The sequence below is a fragment of the Paenacidovorax caeni genome (assembly GCF_001298675.1).
Classification (GTDB): domain Bacteria; phylum Pseudomonadota; class Gammaproteobacteria; order Burkholderiales; family Burkholderiaceae_C; genus Paenacidovorax; species Paenacidovorax caeni.
This window is the reverse complement of sequence record NZ_CYIG01000011.1, coordinates 1-24,873: the sequence shown is the minus strand read 5'-3', so window position 1 is coordinate 24,873 and position 24,873 is coordinate 1. Positions and strand designations below refer to the sequence as shown.

Here is a 24,873-nt window from a genome sequence, read left to right as displayed (position 1 = left end):
CCGCTCTCGCAGCGCGCAGCGCTACGGGCAGGGGGACGACGCCAGCGCGGCGGGGCGGCCCTTGCGCGGCGTCTGCTGGCATGGGGCGCGCCGGTTGCGAACGGTTGTGGGCCTTTTTTGAATTTTTGAATGACGGAGCAGTGCATATGAACACCAATGCGAGCGATATCGAGTGGATGGAAAACGTCACTTATGACGAGCTGAGCGTGGGCAGCAGCGCGCGCCTGCTGCGCACGGTGACGCTGGAGGACATCCAGGCGTTTGCCGCCGTCTCGGGCGACATCAACCCCGCCCACCTGAACCCCGAGTACGCCGACGCCACCATGTTCCACGGCGTCATTGCCCACGGCATGCTGGGTGCGGCGCTGATCTCGGCGCTGTTCGGCACGCAGTTCCCCGGCCCCGGCACCATTTACCTGGGCCAGGAGCTGAAGTTCACCAAGCCGGTGCGCATCGGCGACACGCTCACCGTGCTGGCCACCGTGAGCGAGAAGGACGATGAGAAGAAGCGCGTGAAGATGAGCTGCCTGGTCACCAACCAGAAGGGCGAGACCGTGCTCAAGGGCGATGCCAACCTGATGCCGCCGACGCAGAAGGTGCGCGTGCCCAAGGTGAATGCGCCGCAGATTCAGCTGTTTGACCCCGAGGCACGCTTCAACGACCTGCTGGCACGCGCCGAAGGCCTGGAAGCCGTGCGCTGCGCCGTGGTGCACCCCTGCGACGAGGGCTCGCTCTCTGGCGCCATGGACGCCGCCAGCCACGGCCTGATCAAGCCCGTGCTGATCGGCCCCGAGGGCCGCATCCGCCGCGTGGCGGAAGAGGCCGGCATCAGCCTCGAAGGCGCCGAGATCGTCTCCGTGGAGCACAGCCACGCTGCCGCCGAACTGGCCGCCGCCATGGCCGCGCGCCGCGAGGTCGAGATCGTCATGAAGGGCAGCCTGCACACCGACGAAATGCTCAAGGCCATCCTGGCGCAGCCCGCGCTGCGCAGCGGCCGCCGCCTGTCGCATGTGTTCCGCTTCGACGTGCCGCTGTACCCCAAGCCCATCATCGTCACCGACGCGGCCATCAACATCCAGCCCACGCTGGCGGAGAAGGCCGACATCATCCAGAACGCCATCGAGTTCGCGCGCATCATGGGCAACGAGCAGCCCAAGGTGGCCATCCTCTCGGCGGTCGAGACCGTGACGCCGTCGATCCCCTCGACCATCGACGCCGCCGCGCTGTGCAAGATGGCCGACCGCGGCCAAATCAAGGGCGGCCTGCTCGACGGCCCGCTGGCCTTTGACAACGCCATCTCCATGGAAGCCGTGCGCATCAAGGGCATCGCCTCCGACGTGGCGGGCCAGGCCGACATCCTCGCCGTGCCGAACCTGGAGAGCGGCAACATGGTGGCCAAGCAGCTGGAATACATGGCCGGTGCCAGCGGCTCTGGCCTGGTGCTGGGCGCGCGCGTGCCCATCGCCCTGACCAGCCGTGCCGACGGCCCGATGGCGCGCGTCGCCTCGGCCGTGCTGGCGCTGCTGGCTGCGCACGACCAGCGCAAGCGCCAGGCCGAGAACGCCTGGAAGCACAGCTGATTCGTCAAAAAAAGGAGCTGCTAGCGCTCTTCTTTCATGGTTTTGCGGTACTTTTTTATCGCAAAGCCTTGAAGGGTAAGCGCTAGCAGCTATTGTTTTTAAAGCACTCAAGGATCGACCATGGCCATCCTCGCCGTCAACGCCGGATCTTCCTCGCTCAAGTTCTCGCTGCACCCGCTCCAGGACGGGCAGGTGCAGCCCCACGTGCTCTCGGGCTGCGTCCAGGGCCTGGAGCCGGGCGGCAGCCCGGTCATGGACTGGAAGTACCAGGGCCAGAAGCAGCAGGAGGCGTTGGGCGTGCCTGCCGGGGCGGCTTCCTCCTTCGCCGTGGCACTGGAGCGTCTGCGCGTCCTGGTGCAGTCGCTGCAGGGGGCTGACATCCAGGCTGTGGCGCATCGCGTGGTGCATGGCGGCGGCGTGTTCACCGAGAGCGTGTACGTGACCGACGCGGTGCTGGAACAGCTGGCGCGCTTCAATTCGCTCGCGCCGCTGCACCAGCCGCACAACCTGGCGGGCATCCGCCAGTTCCGCGCTGCTTTCCCCGAGCTGCCGCAGGTGGCCTGTTTCGACACCGCCTTCCACGCCAACATGCCCGAGGTGGACTACGCCTTCGCGCTGCCGCGTGCGCTGCGCGAGCAGGGCGTGCGCCGCTACGGCTTCCATGGCCTGTCGTACCAGTACGTCATGTCGGTGCTGCACGCGCAGACCCTGCGTGGGCGCGGCCGCGTGGTCATGGCCCACCTGGGCAACGGTGCCAGCCTGTGCGCCTGCAAGGACGGTGTGAGCGTGGCCACCACCATGGGTTTTTCTGCGCTGGACGGCCTAATGATGGGCACACGCAGCGGCTCCCTGGACGCCGGCGTGCTGCTGTACCTGCTGGAGCAGGGCTGGGACCACGGGCGCATCGAGAAGCTGCTGTACAAGCAAAGCGGCCTGCTCGGCGTGTCCGGCATCTCGGCCGACATGCGCGCGCTGCGCGCCGACGGCAGCGCCGATGCGCAGCGCGCCATCGCCCAGTTCACGCACCGTGTGGTGCGCGAGACCGGTGCGCTGATCGCCTGCCTGGACGGCCTGGACGTGCTGGCCTTCAGCGGCGGCATCGGCGAGAACGACGCCGTGCTGCGCGAGCAGGTGTGCAACCGCCTGGCATGGACGGGCCTGCGCATCGACGCGCAGCGCAACCGCCAGGCCGATGGCCACGCGGCCTGGGCCATCCACGCGCCTGACAGCCGGGTGGAAATCTGGGTCGTGCCCACCGACGAAGGCCGCGTGGCCGCTCGCGAGGCGGCGGCGCTGCTGGAGTCGGGCCAGGCGTTGGACCGCGCTGCAGAGACGTGATCTGCGCGCGGGTGGGCCCCGCTTGGTGCGTGCTTGCGCTCTTTTTTTGATAGCTGCTGGCGCTTGCCATCCAAGGGGCTGGGTGCATTCCCATCGTATTGCCATGGCCGCGCGATAATCTTGCGTGAGCAGCCCGCGCTGCCCTGCTTGCGCCAGCTGCAGCGCGCAGCGGCGCTCCACCAGATAAAGACCACCATGCACAAGATCACCCCCCAGGAGGCGCTGCAGCGCACCATCGAGCACCGCGAAATCTTCCATGACGAAATGCTGCACCTGATGCGCATGGTCATGAGCGGCGAGCTCTCGCCCGTGATGACGGCCGCGATCATCACCGGGCTGCGTGTGAAGAAGGAAACGATCGGCGAAATCACCGCCGCCGCGCAGGTCATGCGCGAGTTCTCCACCAAGGTGCACGTGCCCGACACCCGCCACCTGGTGGACATCGTGGGGACCGGCGGCGATGGCGCCAACACCTTCAACATCTCCACCTGCGCCATGTTCGTGGCGGCGGCGGCGGGCGCCAAGGTCAGCAAGCACGGCGGGCGCAGCGTTTCCAGCAAGAGCGGCAGTGCCGACGTCATGGAGGCGCTGGGTGTGCACCTCAACCTCACGCCCGAGAAGATCGCCCAGTGCATCGCCGAGGTGGGCATTGGCTTCATGTTCGCGCCCAACCACCACCCCGCCATGAAGAACGTGGCGCCGGTGCGCAAGGAGCTGGGCGTGCGCACCCTCTTCAACATCCTCGGCCCGCTGACCAACCCGGCGGGTGCGCCCAACATCCTCATGGGCGTGTTCCACCCCGACCTCGTGGGGATTCAGGTGCGCGCGCTGCAGCGCCTGGGCGCCGAGCACGCGCTGGTGGTCTATGGCCGCGACGGCATGGACGAAGTCAGCCTGGGCGCGTCCACCATGGTGGGCGAGCTGAAGAACGGCGAGATCACCGAGTACGAGATCCACCCCGAGGACTTCGGCATGGCCATGGTCAGCAACCGTGCGCTCAAGGTCGAGACGCCCGAGCAGTCGCGCACCCTGCTGCTGGGCGTGCTGGCGGGCGAGCAAGGGCCGGCGCGCGAGATCGTTTGCCTGAACGCGGGCGTGGCGCTGTATGCCGCCAACGTTGTGGGCGACATCACCGCAGGCATCGCGCGCGCGCGCGCCGCCATCGACTCTGGCGCGGCCAAGGCCAAGCTGGAGCAGCTCGTCACGCGCACGCACGCACTGGCGGTTTGAAATGAAGCACCCCCTGAGTCGCCTTCGGCGCCTTCCCCCTCTCTCACGCTGCGCGTGGGAGGGGGACGCAGCCAGCGGCCTGGCAAAGCCAGCTCCGCGGCTGCCTGGCCTGGGCCGCGCCGGTTTCATGGGCTGCGGGTGGCGCGCCAGCGCCATCGATACCTGATATGTGGCACGACCCCGGCCTCTGGATCGCGCTGGGCATTTCGGCGCTGTTCATCGTCGTCGGCGTGGCCATGCACCGCGTGTTCATCAAGATACTTCAGCAGCCGCCGCCGGCGGCTGGCAAGGCAGATTCCCATGAGTGACATCCTGAACCAAATCGTCGCCGTCAAGCGCGAGGAAGTGGCCGCCGCGCAAAAGCGCATCTCCCTGGCCGCACTGCGCGCCGACGCCGAGAGCCGCGTGCTCACGCGCGACTTCGAGGGCGCGCTGCGCGCCAAAATCGCCAAGGGCCAAGCCGCCGTGATCGCCGAGGTCAAGAAGGCCAGCCCGAGCAAGGGCGTGCTGCGCGCCGACTTCATTCCCGCCGACATCGCCCAGAGCTACGCCGAGGGCGACGGCAAGGTCAGCGCGGCCTGCCTGTCGGTGCTGACGGACCGCCAGTTCTTCCAGGGCAGCGTCGATTATTTGAAGCAGGCGCGCGCCAGTTGCAACCTGCCGGTGCTGCGCAAGGACTTCATGATCGACCCCTACCAGGTCTACGAGGCCCGGGCCATGGGCGCGGACGCCATCCTGCTCATTGCAGCCTGCCTTGACGACGCGCAGATGCGCGACCTCGAAGCCATCGCCTACGGGCTGGACATGGCCGTGCTGGTGGAGGTGCACGACGGCGCCGAGCTGGAGCGCGCGCTCGCGCTCAAGACGCCGCTGGTCGGCATCAACAACCGCAACCTGCGCACCTTCGAGGTTACGTTGCAGACCACGCTGGACCTGCAAAAGAGCGTTCCGGCAGACCGGCTGCTGGTCACCGAGTCGGGCATCCTGGCGCCTGCCGACGTGAAGACTATGCGCGACGCGGGCATCCACGCCTTCCTGGTGGGCGAGGCCTTCATGCGCGCCGACGACCCCGGCCTGGCGCTGGCGCGGCTGTTCGGCTGAGTCCGCGCACCGAGGCCGACTTGCCCGTGCACCAGAGTTCCTCCGCCAGGCCGATGCGCCGCGCCTGGTTCGCGCTCGCGCTGGGCTGGCTCGCCCTCGGCGTGCTGCTGGCCGTCGGCCTGTACCTGGAGCGCGAGGAGATCGAGGCGCGCGAACGCCAGCGCCTGGCGCACCAGGCGCGCACCATCGAGATCAACCTCGGGCGCCAGCTCGACGCGGTGAACCATGTCCTGACCACGCTGGCGCGCGACCTGCAGGGCCTCCCCGAGGTGAACCCCGTGTGGCTGCATGAGCGCCTGACGGCGTTCAACGATGCCATGACCGGCGTGCGCACCCTGGTGTGGATTGACGCCGAGGGCACCGTGCGGGCCGCCAGCCGCCCCGAACTGGTGGGCCGGAACTTCGCCGAGCGCGCCTACTTCCAAGCGGCGCGCGCGGCCCTGGCTACGGGCAATCTGGTGGTCAGCCCCCCGTTTCGCACCGATCTGGGGGTGTGGGCCATCACCCTGGCCCGTCCCGTCCCGGACGCCACGGGGGCCTTTGCGGGCGTGGTGACGGCGACGCTGGACCCCGAGGAGTTTGCCGACCTGCTCGATTCGGTGCGCTACGCGCCCGACATGCTGGCCGGGCTGGTGCATGGCGACGGCCTGCGCTTCCTGGTGCGGGCCGAGCAGCCCGAACCGGCTGGCGCCGACCTGGCGCAGCCTGGCACCGTGTTCATGCAGCACCGTGCCAGCGGCCAGGCGGCCGGGGTGTACCGCGGCGTGACGCAGCCGGGCGGCGTGCAGCGCCTCGTCGCCCTCCATACCATCCAGCCGCCCGACCTGCGCATGGACAAGGCGCTGGTGGCCGCCGCGGGGCGGGACTGGCAGGCCATCTTCGCGGGCTGGCGCTCCGTGGCCCTTGGCCTGGGAGCGGCTTGGGTACTGCTCGGCCTGGCCGCTGCCGCGGCGTTGCACCTGCTGCAGCGCTGGCGCGTGGAGGCTTGGCAGCATGCCCAGGCGCTGGCCGCGCAAGAGGCGGCGCTGCAGGCCACCAACCAGGGCGTGTGGGACTGGGATGTGGCCAGCGGCCACGTGTATTTCTCGCCCGTGTGGCACGCCATGCTGGGCTACGCCAACGACGCGCTGGAAGGGCGCCTGGACGCGTGGATGTCGCGCCTGCATGCCGAGGATGCGGTCGGTGCGCGGGCGGCCCTGCAGCGCCACCTGGACGGCGCAGCCCCGTTCTACGACAGCACGCACCGCGTGCGCTGCAAGGACGGCAGCTACCGCTGGCTCCACGACCGGGGCCGTGCCATCGCGCACGACGCGCAGGGGCGGCCGGTGCGCGTCATCGGCACCAGCAGCGATGTGACCGAGGCCACGCAGCAGGCCCTGAAGCTGCGCGAAACCGAACGCGTGCTGCGCCACCTGATGAACGACATGCCCATCGGCTTGTGCATGGTGGATGAGGCGCACCGCATTTACTTTCGCAACCGGCGCTTCCTCGAAGACTTCGGCCACACCGAGGCCGAGACGCCCACGCTGCACGAATGGACGCTGCGCGCCTATCCCGAGGACGACTACCGCCGCGTCGTCGGCCGCACCTGGAAGCAGGCCATGGCGCTGGCCGCCCACGGCGGCGGCGAGATCCCCGCGCGCGACTACCGCATCGTCGCGCACGACGGCACGCTGCGCACCATGGCGATTGGTGGGCTGGTCTTTGGCCAGCACTTTCTGGCCACCTTCGTCGACCGCACCGAGCAGCAGGCGCAAAGCGAGGCGCTGCGCAAGCTGGCCTACATCGACGGGCTGACCGGCCTGGCCAACCGCCGCCACTTCGACACGACGCTGCAGGCCGAGTGGCGCCGCTGCCGCCGCAGCGGCAAGCCGCTGGCCCTGGTCATGCTCGACATCGACCACTTCAAGCGCTACAACGACCGCTACGGCCACCCGCAGGGCGACGAGACCCTGAAGGCCGTGGCCACGGCGCTGCGCACAGGCCTGGCCCGCCCGCACGACCTGGTGGCGCGCTACGGCGGCGAGGAGTTCGTCTGCCTGCTGCCCGAGTGCAACCTGGCCGGCGCGTACCACAAGGCGCAGGCACTGTGCCGCGCCGTGCAGGCGCTGGGGCTGGAGCACAAGGCCTCGTCGGTGGCCGACGTGGTCACCATCAGCGCTGGCGTGGCCTGCCAGGTGCCCGATGGTGAATCGACCCCCGAGGCGCTGCTGGCACAGGCCGACGCCCACCTGTACCGGGCCAAGCAGGCGGGACGCAACCGCGCCGACGACGGCACGGATGTGCTATCGTAAAAATAGCTGCTTGCGCACGATGCAAGAGCCTTAGAGGCTGTTTGCGATCTTTTCATAGTGTCCGTTGCCCCGCAAAAGTGGCAGGTGCAAGGCGCAAAGCGCAGCCGGACTGGTGGCCCGGCGAGCCTTTGCAACGCCGCAGATGCCACTTTTGCGGGGCAACCCTTCGGGCAAAGCAGCAAAAAACCGCACTCGTCGTTGCGCACCTTGCCCAGACCACCAGCATGTCCTGCGGCGCGCGCCTAGATTGCGGCTTTTTGCTGCCTTGCGGGCACTATGAAAAAATCGTAAACAGGCTCTCAGAAGGCTATTTGATGCATGAAAACCTGACCCAGTTGGACCGTGCCGATCCGGCCGCCTGGCCCGTCGCGCCCGGCTGGCAGCCGCAGGTGGACGGCTTCTTCACCAGCCCGCGCGGGCAGGCGCTGCTGGACTTTTTGCAGCAGCGCCTGCAGGCGGGCGCCGCCATCTTCCCGCCGCAGCCGCTGCGCGCGCTGCAGCTCACACCGCCCGACGAGGTGCGTGTGGTTATCTTGGGGCAGGACCCGTACCACGGCCGGGGGCAGGCCGAGGGGCTGGCATTCTCCGTGGCCCCGGGTGTGCGCCTGCCGCCGTCGCTGCAGAACATCTTCAAGGAAATGCAGCGCGACCTGGGCGTGCCGTTCCCGCCGTTCCCGCAGCCCGGCGGCAGCCTGGTGAAGTGGGCCCTGAACGGCGTGCTGTTGCTCAACACCTGCCTGACCGTGGAGGAGGGCCAGGCCGCCAGCCACGCCGGCAAGGGCTGGGAGCTGCTGACCGACGCCGTGATCCGCGCTGTGGCCGAAGGGCCGCGGCCCGTGGTCTTCATGCTCTGGGGCAGCCACGCGCAGTCCAAGCGCGCCTTGATCCCGTCAGACCGGGGGCACCTGGTGCTCACGGCCAACCACCCCTCGCCGCTGTCGGCGCTGCGCCCGCCGGTGCCCTTCATTGGCTGCGGCCACTTCGGCCAGGCCCGGGCGTTCCGGGCGCAGCACGGGTACTGACCCGGGGGCCGCTACCCCACCAGCACCAGACCCGGCGGCAGGCTGTCGCCCAGGCTGCGCTGGCGGTCTTCGTGGCTCATCTCCTGCACCTGTTCCACCTGCGCCACCCAGCGCTGGGGCGCGCCGCTGGCGCGCAGCTTGTCGAGCACCGCGGTGCGCGCGGTGTCGGGCAGGTCGAGCGTGCGCTCGCCCGTCATGCGAGCCATCTGCACGGCGGCGAACATGGCGTGCTCGTTCTTGCGCCAGTCCTGCGCCAGCGTGGCGTCGAGGAACTCCTGCGCCGCCTCGGGCGGCATCACGCGGTGCGCGTTGGCGGCCAGAGGCTGGCGTGCCGCCAGGCGGCCGATGGCCCACCAGGTGTGCGCCGGTTCGTCGGGGCGGCGCAGGCGCTGCAGCATCCACTGGCCCATCTCCTGGCGGTACTGCCAGGGCACGGCCTCCATGGCGGCGAACAGGCGCAGCATGTCGTCATAGCTGCCCCAGGGCGCCTTGGCCCCCTTGGCGCTGGCGCGCTGCACGGTTTTTTGCATGCAGCCGGCCACGGCTTCCAGCACCTCCATTTGCTGGGCTTCGTCCAGCCCGGCGGCCACGCGGCGCCAGAACACCCACCACTCGGTCCAGTTGGCGCTGTCCTGGCTGTGCCCCAGGCCCTGGGGGTAGAGCTGCCATACCTGGCCGATGCGCCAGGCGTCGAGCTGCGCGCCCACGCCGGGGCGCAGGCACCAGCCAGCCAGGTTGAGCCACACGCGCTCGTGCTCGGGCGTGCGGCGGCGGCGCTTGGCGCGGGCCAGCAGCGCGTCGAACAGGGTGCGCAAGGTGGCCACGTCCCAGTCCTCGCGCGGGCCAATCTGGCGCTCCAGCGCAGCGCGCAATTGGCGCACTTCCTTGGGCGCCACCTCCTGCGCCTGGTGGCCGAAGATGCGCTCGACCAGCGTCAGCGCTGCTTGCAAGCGTTTTTCGGTCCCAGCGCTTTCTGGGTGTGCGCTAGAAGCTATGGATTCTGTAGCGTCGCCCGCCACTGCGCCACGCACGGCAAAGGGCAGCAGCCAGGTCTGGGCCGGGTCGTCGCACGGGCCCTGTGCGGCCACGCAGCGCACTTCCAGCGTGCCGACTTCGCTCATGCAGGCCTGCAGTTGCACCTCCACCTGCGCGGTGGCCCGGCCTGCGGGTGCGGGCAGCACGGTGGCCAGGGGCGGCAGTTCGGTCCAGCCCTCGCCTTCGAGCGCGGCGATCTGCCCGGCCTGGGCCTGGCCCTGGCTGCGCGCCACCAGGTCAAAGCGCACGGCCTGCCCGAGCCGCAGCGCAAAGCGCCGCCCGGACAGCACCAGGCGCACACCCTCCTCGGTGCCGCGCGGCAGCAGGCACAGGGCCTGGCGTGCGCCGCCCGGGGCGCCGGGCAACACCAGCCAGTAGCTGCGCGCGGAGCCGCCGCCGATGCGCGGCACTATGGTTTTGGGAGCTGCTGGCGCTTGTCCCTCCTGGGCTAGAGCCGTTTTTTCCTTGTATTGCGCCAGCCCATGGGCAGCCGCGCCGCGCGCCACGGCCCAATCGGGGTGGGGGTTGTGCAGCACGCGCACGGGCGCGCCGCGCCATTGCGCCAGTTGGTCGGTCAGCCGCTCGGCCAGCGCGTGGGCATGGAACACGCCGCCGTTGAGCAGCACGGTGTCGGGCCATTCGCCGCCCGCGTGCTGCGCCAGGAATTGCGCCAGGTGGCGTGTGATGGCAGCGTCGGCCGGGTAGGGCAGGCCCAGGCCGCGCAGCGCGCCCTGGCGGCGTGCCGGGGCGTCGGTGGCTTGCGCGGGGGGCAAAAAGCCTTCCACCACCCAGGCGTGCACATCGGCCTGGGTTAGCGGGGCCGAGCGGGTTTGCGCCAGCAGGCGCGAGCCGCCGCCGAGCAGCGTGATGGTGGTCTGCGCGGGTGCGCCTTCCGCCAGCAGCTGTTCCTTGGCCTGGCGGCAGCGCTGCACCAGCTGGGCGAAGCGCCCCGGCGCCAGGCGCTGGCCGGGGCCGGCGAACTGCGGCTCCAGCCGGTGGGCCAGGGCCAGGTCCATGTTGTCACCGCCCAGCATCAGGTGCTCGCCCACGGCCACACGGGTGAGCGTGGGCAGCGCGCCGTGGGGGGCGGGGGTGGCGCGGATCAGCGTCAGGTCGGTGGTGCCGCCGCCCACGTCCACCACCAGCACCAGGCGGCTGTGCGCCAGCTGTGCCGCCAGGGCGTCGCCCTGCAGCACCAGCCAGTCGTGGAAGGCGGCCTTGGGTTCCTCCAGCAGTTGCACCGGGGGCAGGCCGGCGCGCTGTGCGGCCTCCAGCGTCAGGGCGCGCGCCCCTTCGTCGAACGAGGCCGGCACCGTGAGCACCACGGCCTGCTGCGCCAGCGGGGCGTCGGGGTGGGCCAGGTCCCACGTGGCGCGCACATGGGCCAGCGTGGCGGCCGAGGCGTCGAGGGGCGAGATGCGCGCCACGTCCTCGGGGGCGCCCCAGGGCAGGATGGGGGCGCTGCGGTCCACCCCAGGGTGTGAGAGCCAGCTCTTGGCGCTGGCCACCAGGCGTGCGGGCACGCTGGCACCCAGTTCGCGCGCCCAGCGGCCGGTGATGGCTGGGGCTTCGTCGCTGGCGCCCAGCGGCGGCCAGGGCTGGCGCCAGGCGTCGCCCAGCTCGCCCGGCGCGGCCTGGTAGCGCACCGAGGGCAGCATGGGCAGGGCCTGCACCTCGCTGGCGGTGGTGCGCTGCGGGATAGGCAGCAGCGCGATGTCCCCGGGGCCGCCGTGCAGCGGCACGCTGGCCACCACGGTGTGGCTGGTGCCCAGGTCGATGCCGACGGCGTAGCGGGCGGTGGCGGGGTGCGGTGTGGGGGCAGTGGTCATGCGGCGGTTCGGGGGCGGGGCAGGCAGTTTTCTGCTGGCGCGATTGTTACCCCGAAACCGCCGGGGGCTGGTTTACAGCACCGTCCAGTCGGTCACAAAGGTATCGGGGCGGCGGAAGGTGTCGCTCAGCAGGCGGTCGGGGGGCAGGTCGAGCGAGTATTCGCGCACCGGCAGCGGGTGCTCGAACCATTTGCGGTACACCTGGCGCGCCGTGCCGTCGCGGTACATGTCCTTCATGGCCTGGGCCACCAGGTGCTGGAAGTCGGGGGCGTTCTTGGGCACGATGGGTGCCAGTGGCTCCACCGACATGCGCGGGCCAACCACTTTCACGGCGCCTTTGAGCATGCGCGCCTGGTCGATGAGGGAGATGTCGTCGGACACAAAGGCATCGGCCCGGCCGTCGGCCACGGCCTTGGCGCCTTCGTCGGTGTTGGGCACGGCCACCAGGGTGGCGCCCTTGAGGCGCTCGGCCACGGTCTTGCCGGTGGAGCCGGTGATGACTGCGATGCGTGCGTTGGCCATTTGCGACAACTGCTCGCGCGTGTCGTCCTTGCGCACCATCATGCGGGCGCCGGCGTAGTAGTAGGTCAGGCCAAAGCCCACCAGGTCGCGCCGCGCCTTGGAGTTGGTGGTGTCGGCGCATTCGAGCTGGATCTTGCCCTCGGCGATGCGGTCAAAGCGCTCGGCCATGGTCACCGGCACGTACTGAATCTGCAGCGTGGGCAGCTTGAGCTGGCTCTGGATGCGCGCGGCCAGTTGCTGGCACAGGTCGATGGCGTAGCCGATGGGCTGGCCGCTGGCGTCGACGTACGACAGGGGCGAGGCGTCCTTGCGGTAGCCAATGGTCAGCGTGCCGCTGGACTGGATCTTGGAGAGGGTGGGGTCGGCAGCGAGCGCGGGCAGCGCCAGGGCCGTGGCCAGTGCGCCGGCCAGCGCGCGCATGGAAAGCGGGTGCATGGATGAAACCTCCTGAAGCGGTGATTCAGCGTGGGATGGCCACCCCCGGATCGAGGGCGCCAGGTGCCAGGGCGGTTGGCCGCTGGCGGGTTGTCCGGCCATTCGGGTCTGGACGGCCGGGATATAAGCGAAAACCGTGCCCGTGGCATAGCCTGCGCGCAGGCCAGCGGCGGGCACGGCGCGGTATGGTGCCCGCAGGTGCCGCGTTTGTGTGGGGTGGCCTCTCCAGCCGTGGGGTTTAGCGCGTCGTCACGCTCTCAGGCGGAGGCCGGGGCGCGCACGTCGAACTCGACCTTCCAGCGCGCATTGCCGCCCACGGGCACGGCGCTCAGCTCCAGCGTGCCGATGTCGGTCACGCGCGCGTGCAGGTGCACGGGCACCACCTCGCCGGGGCTGCGGCCCTCTGCGGGCAGCAGGGCTTCGATCTCCTGCAGCTCGACCAGCTCCTCCGGGCCCCAGAAGTCCAGCAGCGTGCCCACGCCGTCGTGGCGGCGCACGCTGGAGCCGAAAAAGCGCAGGCGCACGGGCTCGCCCACCACCAGGCCGAACTCCTGCGCATCCAGCGCCACTTCGCTGCCTTCTTCCATGCCAAAAGGTGCCAGGCACAGCGCGGAGATGGGCGGCTCCATGCCGGGGATGGCGGGCATGTTGCTTTCCACGCCCACGTAGTAGCTCTGCGCCGTGCCGCCACGGATGCGCACGCCGCGCCCCTGGCGCGCCACGTAGCCGTGGTAGGCCGCGCCGCGGGCCACTGCCAGGTCGAGGTTGGCGCCTTCGAGCACGCGCGGGGCCGGGGCGCCCTCGGCGGCCAGCCAGCCGCTGAGCACTTCCAGAATGCGCTGCTCGATCTGCGGGGCCTTCAGCACCCCGCCGTTGAACAGTACGGCCGTGGGGTGCACAAAGCTGGCGCCCGCGCGCGGTTGCAGGCCTTCGATTTGCGCGGTGGCGTCAAGCTGGCGCGACAGGAAGGCCGCCAGGTGGCGCGTCACGGCGGCGTCCTGCGCATAGGGCAGGCCCAGTTGGGTGAGCGCGGCGCGCGCGCGCACCTGGGGCTTGTCGGACGCAGCCACGCGCGGGAAGAAACCTTCGAGCAGCAGTTGCAGCACTTCGGCCTGGGTGACTTCGGTGCGGATGCTGCCGCCAATGAGCTTGCTGCCCCGGCTGGGCACCACCACGGGCACCGAGGGCAGGGTGGCGTCGGCCAGCAGCTGCTCCTTGGCCGTGCGGCAGGCGTGGGCCAGCGCCCGGGTTTGCCAGGCGTCCAGCGGCTTGCCTTCCTGCGCCAGCTTGCGCGCCACGCCGTAGGCCAGGGCCAGGTCCATGTTGTCGCCGCCGAGCAGGATGTGCTCGCCCACGGCCACGCGCTGCAGCGCCAGGTTGCCGTCTTGCTCCAGCACGGCGATGAGCGAGAAGTCGGTGGTGCCGCCGCCCACGTCCACCACCAGCAGCACGTCGCCATGCGCCACCTGCTTGCGCCAGGCGCCGCCGCTGGCCTGGATCCAGCTGTACAGCGCGGCCTGGGGTTCCTCCAGCAGGGTGAAGTGCGCCAGCCCGGCGGCCTGGCAGGCCTCGGCCGTCAGCTCGCGCGCGGCGGGGTCGAACGAGGCGGGGATGGTCACCGTCACCTGCTGCTGCGCCAGCGGTGCCGTGGGGTGGACCTGCTCCCAGGCCCAGCGCAGGTGTTCCAGGTAGCGCGTGCTGGCGGCCAGCGGCGACAGGCGGGCCACGTCCTCGGGCGCGTCGGCCGGCAGCAGCGGGGCACGCCGGTCCACGCCGGGGTGGCACAGCCAGCTTTTGGCGCTGGAGACCAGGCGAATGGGCGTGGCCGCGCCGCGCGTGCGCGCAAACTCGCCCACCACGCCGCCGTGCGGCGCCTGGCCGGGCAGGGTGCGGTCGGCGGGCGTCAGCTCGCTGTCGTGCGGCAGGTACAAAAACGAGGGCAGCAGCGGCTGCGCCTGCACGCTGGCGGGCGCGGTGAGCTGGGGCACGTCGAGCACGCCCTGGGCCACGCGCTCGCCGTCGCTGGCGGCATGGTCGATCCACGACAGCGCGCAGTGCGTGGTGCCCAGGTCGATGCCAATGCTGAATTGCGGGTCAATTTGGCCTCCAGCGCTTGTCTGGTGAGCGCTGGCAGCTATGGATTCAAGAGCGCTCACAGCTCCACCTCCGCCTGCGCCAGGGTGCGTGCGGCCTGGGCGTCGGTGAGCTGGGGCAGGCGCACGTCGCTGGCCTGCCAGCCGCGGTGGCCGAGCGTGCCGGTGAAGGGCGGCTGGCCCACCACGTTGCCCGTCACGCGCACGCGCGCGGCGTCAAAGCCGGGCTGCAGCGTGATGCGGCTGCCTTCGGGCTCGGTGCGCACGGGGGCGATGGTGAAGTGCTCGGCCAGCACCTTGCGGCAGCCTTCGTGCACCACGCGGGCGGCAGCGCCGATTTCGGCGTCGCTGTACTGCGCCACGTCTTCCTGCACAAAGTCCACAAAGCGCGCCTGGCGCTGCAGCAGGCCCAGCAGCTGCAGGGCGGCGGTGGGTGTGGTGTCTTCGATGCGGCGCTCGACGATCTTTTCCACCACTTTTTCCACGGGCACTTCCACCCGCACTTCGACGATTTTTTCCACCGGCACTTCCACGCGTACCTCTTTGGGGGGCGTGTCGGCGGCCAGGGGCTCGCCCGCGCGCAGGCGGTTTACATCGGCGGCCAGGCGGCCGTTGCCCAGGATGGCGAAGAAGCTGCCGATGGCAATGGCCACGCGGCTGAGAAAGGAGGGTGGGGTCGATGAAGTCATGGCATGGCTGGGGGCTGTGCGCCGCCGTGGAAGCGGGGCCCGCCCGCGAAGAAGGGGTGTGATGTTACCCAAAGGGCGCGGCCCGCATGCGGGCCGGGGCACCTTGCAGGGCGCGCGCTCAGGTGCCGGGCCGCGCGGCGGGGCGCAGCAGGCCCGCGACGATCAGCCCCTGCGCCAGGTAGTAGCTGGCCAGCACCCACAGCGCAGCCCAGGGCAGGGGCTGGACGAAGCGGTTCGTGGCCAGCACGGCATCGCTGCACAGGAAGCTGCATGCGCCCAGCGCCACCAGCGTGGCGCCGCGCGTGCGCAACTGGTGCGCGCGGCCCAGGGCCTGGGCCGCCATGAGGGCGATGACCGTGACGTACACCGCCACTGGCAGGCGCAGTGCGGGCGGCAGCCCGCCGTGCCACAGGAACAGGTACATGCCCAGGCCGATGGCGAGCGTGGTGGCCAGCGCGCCGCGGTGCGCGAACCAGCGCTGCCCGCGCCGCAGCACGGCGATGTACGCCAGGTGCGCCAGCAGGAAGGCGGCCAGGCCGGGCACGAAGAAGCCCTCCACCATGAGGAACGCGTCGCCCGCCAGCGAGGCCGCCAGTGCGCCGAGGAGCCAGCGCCGCCCGGTGGCATCGAGTGCTGGGCTTGATGCGGCATGAAAAGTGGCTCCAGCCCTTTCAGGACGAGCGCTGGCAGCTACCCAAACCATAGCGCACAGCATGGCCAGGGGTTTGAACAGCCAGTGCCATGCGGTCAGCCCCAGCGCGCTGGTGGCGGTGGCCAGCGCGGCGCACTGCACCATCAGCGCCGCCCAGCCGCCAAGGCGCCCGCGCTGCACGGCCACCAGTGCCGTGGCGCAGACCAGCAGCACAGCCAGCCCTATGGCGGCAGGGGCGGCCCACGGCGCTTGGCGGGCCTGGAACGCCCAGGCCGTGGCCCCGGCCAGCAGCAGCGCCGCCTGCACGGCAACGAACCTGCGCGGGGCAGTGTGCTGGGGTGGTGGGAGCATGGCGGCGCGGCGGGGCGAACGAGGGTGCCGGCACTGTGCCACAGCGCCCGCGCGGGGTGCCTAGGGCAAACGCTGCAATACGGCGTCGCGCAGCGCGCGGGCGCGTTTTGTCAGTCCGCCGGCGCGGCGGGCGCAGTAGGCGTGGCGCGCTGCAGCAGCATGGCGTCGCCATAGCTGAAGAACCGGTAGCGCTGGGCAATGGCATGCCGGTACAAATCCATGATGTGTGTGTAGCCGGCGAAAGCGCTCACCAGCATCATGAGCGTGCTCTTGGGCAGGTGGAAGTTGGTGACCAGCAGCTCCACCACCTGGAAGCGAAAGCCCGGGGTGATGAAGATGTCGGTTTCGCCCGTGGTCTGGCCGCAGCGGGCCCAAGATTCGAGCGTGCGCACCGTGGTGGTGCCTACGGCCACGACACGGCCGCCGCGCTGGCGGCAGCGCTCCAGCGCTGCCAGCGTGTCCGGCGGCACCTCGTACCACTCGCTGTGCATGCGGTGTTCGGCCAGGTTCTCCGTCTTGACGGGCTGGAAGGTGCCCGCGCCCACGTGCAGCGTGACGCTGGCGCGCTCCACGCCATGCGCAGCCAGCGCGGCGAGCACCCCTTCGTCAAAGTGCAGCGCGGCCGTGGGCGCGGCCACGGCGCCGGGTGCGCGGGCGAAAACGGTCTGGTAGCGCTCGTTGTCCTCGGCTTCGTCGGGGTCGTGGCTGCTGTTTTGCTGGCGTTCGATGTAGGGCGGCAGCGGCAGGTGGCCGTGGCGCTCCATCAGCTCCCACGGCGTCTCGCCGGCGGGCCCGTGCAGGGCGAAGCGAAACAGCGGGCCGTCGGCATCGGGCCAACGCGACAGCAGCGTGGCGTCGAAGCCGCCGTGCGCCGCGCCGCCCGCCATGTGCACCGTGGCGCCGGGCAGCGGCTTCTTGCTGACCTTCATGTGCGCCACGACGTCATTGCCGGTGAGCACACGCTCGATGAGCAGCTCCAGCTTGCCGCCACTGGCCTTCTCGCCGAACACGCGCGCCTTGACCACGCGTGTGTCGTTGAACACCAGCAGGTCGCCGGGCTGCAGCAGTGCGGGCAGCTCGCGGAAGATGCGGTCCACCGGCGTGGGCGCGCGACCGTCCAGCAGGCGCGAGCCACTGCGCTCGGGCGCGGGGTGCTGGGCGATGAGCTGCTCGGGCAGCACGAAGTCGAAGTCGCTGAGGGTGTGCATGCGGGGCGGGGCCGGAAAAAAGCCCCGAATTCTCGCAAATTGCGCACGCACCAAAAGGGTGCGGCACGCTGGCATGGCATTTGCTGAGCTCTGCCATGCCATCTGGCCGGTAGCGTGGCCGGGCAGGTGGCAACTCCGCTAACGACGGCGGACGAACGGGCTGCGGGATGCATGGCATCCCTGGCGGCCCGGTTGATCCCAACTGATGCAGCAGGAGTTAGACATGAAAATCGTCGTGATCGGCCATGGCATGGTGGGCCACCAGTTTCTCGAACAGCTCGACGAACGCAAGGTTGCGGGCGCGCAGGTCACCGTGCTGTGCGAGGAGCCGCGCCCGGCCTACGACCGGGTGCACCTGTCCGAATTCTTCGCCGGCAAGACGGCGGACGACCTCTCGCTGGTGCCGCCCGGCTTCTTCGACAAGACCGGCTTCTCGCTGCGCCTGGCCGCGCGCGCCGTGGCCGTGGAGCGGCGCAGGAACACCGTCACCACCGCCGATGGCGAGGTGCTGCCCTACGACAAGCTGGTGCTGGCTACGGGCTCCGTCCCCTTTGTACCGCCGGTGCCGGGGCGCGAGCGGCCGTACTGCTTCACCTACCGCACCATCGAGGACCTGGAGGCCATGACGGCCGCGGGCGCCAAATCGAGAAGCGGCGTGGTGGTGGGCGGGGGCCTCTTGGGGCTGGAATGTGCCAAGGCGCTGCGCGACATGGGGCTCACGACGCACGTGGTCGAGTTCGCCCCGCGCCTGATGGCGGTGCAGGTGGACGAAGGCGGCGGGCGCGTGCTGCGCGCCAGGATCGAGGCGCTGGGCGTGCACGTGCACACGGGCCGCAACACAGTGGAGATCACCGACGGCGCCACGGCGCGCCACCGCATGGTGTTCGCCGACGGCACCTGGCTGGAGACGGACATGATCGTCTTCTCCGCCGGCATCCGCCCGCGCGACGACCTGATCCGCCAGTGCGCGCTGGCCACCGGCCCGCGCGGCGGCGCGGCCATCGACGACCACTGCCGCACCAGCGACCGCAACGTGTATGCGATCGGCGAATGCGCGTCGTGGAACGAGCAGCTCTACGGCCTGGTCGCGCCCGGCTACGAGATGGCGCGCGTGGCGGCGCGGCACATCGCCGGGGATGCGCAGGCCAGCTTCGCGGGCGCTGACATGAGCACCAAGCTGAAACTCATGGGCGTGGACGTGGCCAGCATCGGCGACGCGCAGGGCAAGACGCCGCACTGCCGCAGCTACCAGTACATCGACGAACGCAAGCAGGTCTACAAGAAGATCGTGGTGAGCGAGGACGGCAAGCGCCTGCTGGGCGCCGTGCTGGTGGGCAATGCCGACGAATACGGCACGCTGCTGCAGATGGCGCTGAACGGCATCGCGCTGCCCGATGAGCCCGAATTCCTCATCCTGCCCAGCAGCGACGGCAAGGCCCGGCCCGGCCTGGGCGTGGATGCGCTGCCCGATACGGCGCAGATCTGTTCGTGCAACAACGTGAGCAAGGGCGCCATCTGCGCTGCTGTGGGCGAAGGCGCCTGCACCATCGCCGAGATCAAGGCCTGCACGAAAGCGGGCGCCACCTGCGGCGGCTGCGTGCCGCTGGTCACGCAGGTGATGAAGGCCGAGATGAGCAAGCGCGGCCTGGCGGTGAACAACCACCTGTGCGAGCACTTCGCCCATTCGCGCCAGGAAATCTTTCACCTGGTGCGCGTGGGCGGCATCAAGACCTTCGACGAACTGCTCGCCAGGCACGGCCAGGGCCTGGGCTGCGACGTGTGCAAGCCCGTGGCCGCGAACGTGCTGGCCTCGGTGTGGAACGAATTCGTGCTGCAGCCGCAGCTCGCCAAGCTGCAGGACAGCAACGACTACTTCCTCGGCAACATCCAGAAGGACGGCACCTATTCGGTCGTGCCGCGCATGCCGGGCGGCGAAGTCACGCCCGATGGCCTGATCGCCGTGGGCCAGGTGGCCAAGAAGTACGGCCTGTACACCAAGGTGACGGGCGGCGCGCGCGTGGACATGTTCGGCGCGCGGCTGGAGCAACTGCCGCTGATCTGGGAGGAACTGATCGCCGCCGGTTTCGAGAGCGGCCACGCCTACGGCAAGAGCCTGCGCACGGTGAAGAGCTGCGTGGGCAGCACCTGGTGCCGCTACGGCGTGCAGGACAGCGTGGGCCTGGCCGTGGAGCTGGAGCACCGCTACAAGGGCCTGCGCGCGCCGCACAAGATCAAGTTCGGCGTCTCCGGCTGCACGCGCGAATGCGCCGAGGCGCAGGGCAAGGACGTGGGCGTGATCGCCACCGAAAAGGGCTGGAACCTCTACGTCTGCGGCAACGGCGGCATGAAGCCGCGCCACGCCGAGTTGCTTGCCAGCGACTTGACGAAGGAGCGCCTGGTCCAGCTCATCGACCGCTTCCTGATGTTCTACGTGCGCACCGCCGACCGGCTGCAGCGCACCAGCACCTGGCGCGAGTCGCTCGAAGGCGGGCTGGACTACGTGAAGGACGTGGTGGTGAACGACAGCCTGGGCCTGGGCGAAGCGCTGGAGGCGCAGATGCAGCATGTGGTGGGCACCTACCAATGCGAGTGGAAGACCGCCGTGACCACGCCCGCCGTGCGCCAGCGCTTCAAGAGCTTCGTCAACAGCGACGCGCCCGATGAACACATCGTCTTCGTGCCCGAGCGCGGCCAAAAACGGCCGGCGCGCGCCGATGAGCGCGCCAACGAAATCCCCGCCTGAAAGGAGAACCCATGCTCGCCAAGACCCACCCCTGGACCCCCGTGTGCCAAGCCGACGACATCGTGCCCGACACGGGCGTGTGCGCCCGCGTCGAGGACCGCCACGTGGCGGTGTTCCGCATCGGCACCGAAGGCTTCTTCGCCATCGACAACATCGACCCCCAGTCCGGCGCCAGCGTGCTCGCGCGCGGGCTGGTGGGCAGCCTGGGCGGGCGCACCGTGGTCGCCTCGCCGCTGTACAAGCAGCACTTCGACCTGGCCACTGGCGAATGCCTGGAAGCGCCCGCGCAGTCGGTGCGCACCTACCCGGTGCGCGTCGATGGCGGCCGGGTGCTCGTGGCCCGCGCATGAGCACGGTGCCGCCCCCTGCCGGCGCCGCCAGCCGCCTGGTGCTGCGCGCCAAGCGGCTGGAGATGCAGGCCGCGCACCGCCTGGGCGAGCGCATCGCGCTGGTCGATGCGCTGCGCGAGTGCATCCACGCGCTGCAGCACGAGCGCGGCGCCAGCAGCGTCTACCTGGCCTCGGGCGGCGAGCGCTTCGCGCAGGAGCGGCTCGATGCCATCGCCGCTGGCGCGCCCGCGCTGGCGCGCCTGGCCGCGCTGCTGGCCGCGCAGGGCGAGGCCGATGCGGACGACGCCCAGGCCGACGCGGAGGTCGATGCGCCCATGCTCTGCCGCATGGCCTGGGTGCTGCTGGGGCTGGAGGCGCTGCCCGCGCAGCGCGCCGCCGTGCAGGCGCGCCAGACCAGCGCGCAGGACGCCATCGCCGCCTACACCGCGCGCATCGCCAGCCTGGTGCAACTGCTCTCGCACCTGGCCGACGCCAGCCTGCTGCCCGGCGTGCCCAGCGTTTTGCGCCCGCTGGTGGCGCTGCTGCACCTGGTGCAGGCCAAGGAGGCCGCGGGCCAGGAGCGCGCGGCGGGCGCGCACCTGTTCGCTTCGGGCGGCTGCGGCGCCCAGCAGCAGGAGCACCTGGCGCACCTCATCGACGCGCAGGAGCGCGGCCTGCGCGTGTTCGCCGACTTCGCCGGTGCCGCGCTGCGCGCCGACTGGGAGGCGCTGCAGCACGGCGAGGGCGCCGTGCGCCTGGAGCGCCTGCGCCGCGTGCTGTGCGCCGCGCGCCCCGGCACCGTGCTGGACGCCGCCGACAGCGAGGCCTGGTTCGCCGCTGCCAGCGCGCGCATCGGGGCGCTGGGCGGCTTCGAGTGCGCGCTGGTGCGCCACCTGCGCACCGAATGCGTGCGCCACGCCGCCGAGGCGCGCCAGGCGCTGCACGATTCCGAGGGCCTGTTGCACCGCCTGCGTGCGCAGCCGCCCGGCAGCACGCCCGCCGATGCACCCGGCGAGGCCGCCGCGCTGCACGCGCTGCTGCAAACCCAGGCCGAGCGCCTGGCGCGTACCGAAACCGAGCTGCAGGCCGCGCGCCGCGCCCTCTCCGAGCGCAAGGTGATCGAGCGCGCCAAGGGCATGCTGATGGCGCGCCTGAACCTCAGCGAGGAAGCCGCCTTCCGCATGCTGCAAAAGACCTCGATGGACCAGAACCGCCGCCTGCTCGATGTGGCCGAGGCCGCGCTGGCGCTGCCCGACATCGCGTTCGCGCGGCCTGCGGAAATATGAGTGTTTTTGGCCTCCAGCCCTTATCCGCCAAGCGCAAGAAGCTCCTGTTTGTATAGCGTGCATCGCACCGCACTGGCACGGAACCTGCTATCTCCCTCGCAACGGGGCCAAAGGCGGCCGCGTTTTCCGGGATGAAGGCGTCCCCTCGCACCCCCTGCATGGCAGGGCCGTGCGCAGGGACGCCTTTTTTCTTTTTCTCACCCAAGGAGAATCTTCATGGCCTACGTCGCCCCCGCCGAATTCGTCACCAGGATGGTCGATGCCGGCGAATCCAAGCTGCTCATGTCCACCCGCGACACGCTGATCCGCGCCTACATGGCCGGCGCCATCCTGGCGCTGGCGGCGGCCTTCGCGGTCACCGTCACCGTCAACACCGGCAATCCGCTGCTCGGCGCCATCCTGTTCCCGGTCGGCTTCATCCTGCTGTACCTGATGGGGTTCGACCTGCTCACCGGCGTGTTCACGCTGGCGCCGCTGGCCGTCATCGACAAGCGCCCCGGCGCCACCTGGGCCGGCGTGCTGCGCAACTGGGGGCTGGTGTTCGTGGGCAACTTCGCGGGCGCGATCACCGTGGCGGTGTTCATGGCCATCATCTTCACCTTCGGCTTCTCGGAGGCGCCCAACGCCGTCGGCCAGAAGCTCGGCCACATCGGCGAGGGCCGCACGCTGGGCTACTCGGCGCACGGCGCGGCGGGCATGCTCACGCTGTTCGTGCGCGCCGTCATGTGCAACTGGATGGTCTCCACCGGCGTGGTCGCGGCCATGATGTCCACCAGCGTCTCGGGCAAGGCCATCGGCATGTGGATGCCCATCATGGTGTTCTTCTACATGGGCTTCGAGCACTCCATCGTGAACATGTTCCTGTTCCCCACGGGGCTGATGCTGGGCGGCAACTTCACCCTCATGGACTACCTCATCTGGAACGAGATCCCCACCGTGCTCGGCAACCTCGTGGGCGGCCTGACCTTCGTTGGCGCGACGCTCTACTCGACCCACTACAAGACCGCACCGAAACGCACGGTATGAAGGTCACGCTCGGCCAGCACTCCCTGGCCAAGCCCGGCGGCCCGAACCAGGACTTCCACGGCGCCATGTTGCCCACGGGCCACCTGCGCGCGGCGCGCGGCATCGCGCTGGCGGTGGCCGACGGCATCGGCTCCAGCCGCGTGAGCCAGGTGGCCAGCAGCGCGGCGGTGCGCGGCTTCCTGGAGGACTACTACGCCACGCCCGACGCCTGGCCCGTGCGCCGCGCCGCGCAGCAGGTGCTGGCCGCCACCAACGCCTGGCTGCACGCGCAGAACCAGCGCAGCCCGGCGCGCTTCGACAAGGACAGCGGCTACGTCTGCGCCTTCAGCGCCCTCATCCTGCAGGGGCATGACCTGCACCTGCTGCATGTGGGCGACGCGCGCATCTGCCGCGTGCACCCGCAGGCGCTGGAGCCGCTGACCGAAGAGCACCGCCTGCACGTGGGCGCGGGCCAGTCCTACCTGGCGCGCGCGCTGGGCCTGCACGCGCACGTCGAGATCGACACGCGCTGCTGGCCCGCCGAGGCGGGCGCGCTCTACCTGCTGGCCACCGACGGCGCGCACGGCTTCATCGACGCCGCCGCCGTGCACGCCGCGCTGCACCGCCATGGGGGCGACCTGGACGCCGCCGCCCGCGCCTTGTGCGAACACGCCCGCGCGCGCGGCAGCACGGACGACGCCACCGTGCAGCTACTGCGCATCGACGCGCTACCCGAAGCAACGGGCCTGAACACCCTGCTGCCGCGCGACGGCTTGCGCCTGCCGCCGCCGCTCGCGCCGCGCATGGCCTTCGAGGGCTACACCATCGTGCGCGCGCTGCATGTGGGCGCGCGCAGCCACGTGCACCTGGCCACCGACGACGCCAGCGGCGAGACCGTGGTACTCAAGACCCCCGCCGCCAGCGCGCACGAGGACGCGGCCTTCCTCGACCGCTTCCTGCTCGACGAATGGGTGGCCAGCCGCATCAACAGCCCGCACGTGGTGCGCGCCCGCGCGCCCCGGCGCCCGCGCGGCCACCTGTTCGCGGCGCTGGAATACGTGCCCGGCCAGACCCTGGCGCAGTGGATGGTGGACCACCCGCGCCCCGCGCTGGAGGAGGTGCGCGCCATCGTGGAGCAGGTGGCGCGCGGCCTGCAGGCGCTGCACCGGCGCGGCATGCTGCACCAGGATCTGCGCCCGGCCAACGTGGTGATCGACGCGCAGGGCACGGCGCGCATCATCGACCTGGCCAGCGCCCACGTGCCCGGCCTGTACGCCGCCGAGGAGGCCCGGCCCATGGCCATCGAAGGCACGCTGCAGTACACCGCGCCCGAATACCTCGCCGGCCAGGGCGGCGACGAACGCTCGGACCTGTTCTCGCTCGCCGCCATCGCCTACCAGATGCTCGCCGGCCAACTGCCCTACGGCCTGCAGCCCGCGCGCCTGCGCCCGGGCGACGACCCGCGCCGCCTGCGCTACGTGCCACTCGCCCACCACCGGCCCGACCTGCCCGCCTGGCTGGACGCCGTGCTGCGCAAGGCCCTGCACCCGCAGCCCGCGCGGCGCCAGCAGGCGGCGGCCGAATTCGCGCACGACCTGCGCGCGCCCGGGCCGGACTTCCACCGCCGCCGCGCGCCGCCGCTGGCCGAGCGCGACCCGGTGGCGTTCTGGCAGACGGTGGCGGCACTGCTCGGGCTGGCCGTCATCGGGCTGCTGGGCGTGGTGGCGCTGGCATAGCGGTACCCCTGCGCGCTTGATGGGTGTCAACGCCACGAAAAGTGCCGGTCGTACACTCACAGCCCCTGTCATCACGCGGTTGTTTGCGATGGATACCTCTTTTGTTTGGGACGACGGTTTTGTCACCGGCCTGGATGCGGTGGACGAGCAGCACCGCGCCCTGGTGGACCTGTTCAACGAGCTCAGCCGCGCGCTGTTCTCGCAAACCGCCGACAGCGAGCCGGTGCTGGCCGACGTGTATGCGCGCCTGCTGGCCTACACCGCCTACCACTTCCGCGAGGAGGAGGACATGATGGCCGCTGCCGGGCTCGACCCGCGCCACCTGGAAGCGCACCGCATGCTGCACCAGCAGTTCGTGGACCAGGTGCGCATGCTGTGGACGCAGCGCGCCTCGC

General features: G+C 70.6%; 19 protein-coding genes. 13 read left to right on the top strand and 6 right to left on the bottom strand.

The genetic code is table 11. From position 1 onward, the window contains the following. The first annotated feature begins 146 nt into the window (after positions 1-146). From BN2503_RS06835 to BN2503_RS06810, 7 genes are all read left to right on the top strand, one after another. Positions 147-1,580, top strand: coding sequence for a bifunctional enoyl-CoA hydratase/phosphate acetyltransferase (locus BN2503_RS06835; RefSeq protein ID WP_054255904.1), 1,434 nt, complete (start codon positions 147-149; stop codon positions 1,578-1,580). A gap of 120 nt (positions 1,581-1,700) precedes the next feature. Then, on the top strand, positions 1,701-2,918 hold the full coding sequence (locus tag BN2503_RS06830; protein ID WP_054255903.1) for an acetate/propionate family kinase: 1,218 nt from the start codon (positions 1,701-1,703) through the stop codon (positions 2,916-2,918). Positions 2,919-3,113: 195 nt separating this feature from the next. After that, entirely contained in the window at positions 3,114-4,148 is a 1,035-nt protein-coding gene (gene trpD, locus BN2503_RS06825; RefSeq protein ID WP_054255956.1) for an anthranilate phosphoribosyltransferase, read from the top strand. A gap of 167 nt (positions 4,149-4,315) precedes the next feature. Next, a complete protein-coding gene (locus BN2503_RS20675; protein WP_175537926.1) occupies positions 4,316-4,456 on the top strand; it encodes a hypothetical protein in 141 nt (46 codons plus the stop codon). After that, positions 4,449-5,249: an indole-3-glycerol phosphate synthase TrpC gene (gene trpC, locus BN2503_RS06820; RefSeq protein ID WP_054255902.1), complete on the top strand. Its 801-nt coding sequence runs from the start codon at positions 4,449-4,451 to the stop codon at positions 5,247-5,249. The genes BN2503_RS20675 and trpC overlap by 8 nt, the downstream gene beginning before the upstream one ends. A 26-nt stretch (positions 5,250-5,275) precedes the next feature. Further along, the gene (locus BN2503_RS06815; protein ID WP_233495020.1) at positions 5,276-7,543 is read left to right on the top strand and encodes a diguanylate cyclase domain-containing protein; all 2,268 of its coding nucleotides are present in this window, start codon (positions 5,276-5,278) and stop codon (positions 7,541-7,543) included. Positions 7,544-7,857: 314 nt separating this feature from the next. Continuing rightward, on the top strand, positions 7,858-8,565 hold the full coding sequence (locus BN2503_RS06810; protein WP_054255900.1) for a uracil-DNA glycosylase: 708 nt from the start codon (positions 7,858-7,860) through the stop codon (positions 8,563-8,565). A gap of 11 nt (positions 8,566-8,576) precedes the next feature. Here BN2503_RS06810 and BN2503_RS06805 read toward each other — a convergent pair whose 3' ends face one another. The 6 genes from BN2503_RS06805 to queA all read right to left on the bottom strand — a co-directional run bounded on the left by BN2503_RS06805 (position 8,577) and on the right by queA (position 17,379). Next, complete coding sequence (locus BN2503_RS06805) at positions 8,577-11,429, bottom strand: Hsp70 family protein (protein ID WP_054255899.1); 2,853 nt, start codon at positions 11,427-11,429, stop codon at positions 8,577-8,579. A 72-nt stretch (positions 11,430-11,501) separates the two neighbouring features. Beyond that, positions 11,502-12,386 carry an amino acid ABC transporter substrate-binding protein gene (locus tag BN2503_RS06800; RefSeq protein WP_158447344.1) on the bottom strand — a complete coding sequence of 295 codons (885 nt, stop codon included), beginning with the start codon at positions 12,384-12,386 and terminating at the stop codon, positions 11,502-11,504. Positions 12,387-12,643: 257 nt separating this feature from the next. Then, the gene (locus BN2503_RS06795) at positions 12,644-14,524 is read right to left on the bottom strand and encodes an Hsp70 family protein (protein ID WP_054255955.1); all 1,881 of its coding nucleotides are present in this window, start codon (positions 14,522-14,524) and stop codon (positions 12,644-12,646) included. Between the two features lie 14 nt (positions 14,525-14,538). Continuing rightward, on the bottom strand, positions 14,539-15,168 hold the full coding sequence (locus BN2503_RS06790) for a DUF2760 domain-containing protein (protein WP_054255897.1): 630 nt from the start codon (positions 15,166-15,168) through the stop codon (positions 14,539-14,541). A 118-nt stretch (positions 15,169-15,286) separates the two neighbouring features. Further along, positions 15,287-16,171, bottom strand: coding sequence for a lysoplasmalogenase (locus BN2503_RS06785; RefSeq protein ID WP_082366515.1), 885 nt, complete (start codon positions 16,169-16,171; stop codon positions 15,287-15,289). Positions 16,172-16,281: 110 nt separating this feature from the next. Beyond that, entirely contained in the window at positions 16,282-17,379 is a 1,098-nt protein-coding gene (gene queA / locus BN2503_RS06780) for a tRNA preQ1(34) S-adenosylmethionine ribosyltransferase-isomerase QueA (protein WP_054255895.1), read from the bottom strand. A 223-nt stretch (positions 17,380-17,602) separates the two neighbouring features. Here queA and nirB point away from each other — a divergent pair, with 223 nt between their 5' ends. From nirB to BN2503_RS06750, 6 genes are all read left to right on the top strand, one after another. Beyond that, positions 17,603-20,122, top strand: coding sequence for a nitrite reductase large subunit NirB (gene nirB, locus BN2503_RS06775; RefSeq protein ID WP_054255954.1), 2,520 nt, complete (start codon positions 17,603-17,605; stop codon positions 20,120-20,122). An 11-nt stretch (positions 20,123-20,133) separates the two neighbouring features. Further along, a complete protein-coding gene (gene nirD, locus BN2503_RS06770; protein WP_054255894.1) occupies positions 20,134-20,472 on the top strand; it encodes a nitrite reductase small subunit NirD in 339 nt (112 codons plus the stop codon). Further along, positions 20,469-21,737 (top strand): nitrate- and nitrite sensing domain-containing protein, encoded by a 1,269-nt coding sequence (locus BN2503_RS06765; protein ID WP_054255893.1) that lies wholly within the window; start codon positions 20,469-20,471, stop codon positions 21,735-21,737. The genes nirD and BN2503_RS06765 overlap by 4 nt, the downstream gene beginning before the upstream one ends. 216 nt (positions 21,738-21,953) lie before the next feature. Beyond that, on the top strand, positions 21,954-22,763 hold the full coding sequence (locus BN2503_RS06760; protein WP_054255892.1) for a formate/nitrite transporter family protein: 810 nt from the start codon (positions 21,954-21,956) through the stop codon (positions 22,761-22,763). Continuing rightward, positions 22,760-24,478: a bifunctional protein-serine/threonine kinase/phosphatase gene (locus BN2503_RS06755; protein WP_054255891.1), complete on the top strand. Its 1,719-nt coding sequence runs from the start codon at positions 22,760-22,762 to the stop codon at positions 24,476-24,478. The genes BN2503_RS06760 and BN2503_RS06755 overlap by 4 nt, the downstream gene beginning before the upstream one ends. A gap of 88 nt (positions 24,479-24,566) precedes the next feature. Continuing rightward, the coding region (locus BN2503_RS06750) for a bacteriohemerythrin (RefSeq protein WP_199445244.1) at positions 24,567-24,873 on the top strand (307 nt) is incomplete at its 3' end.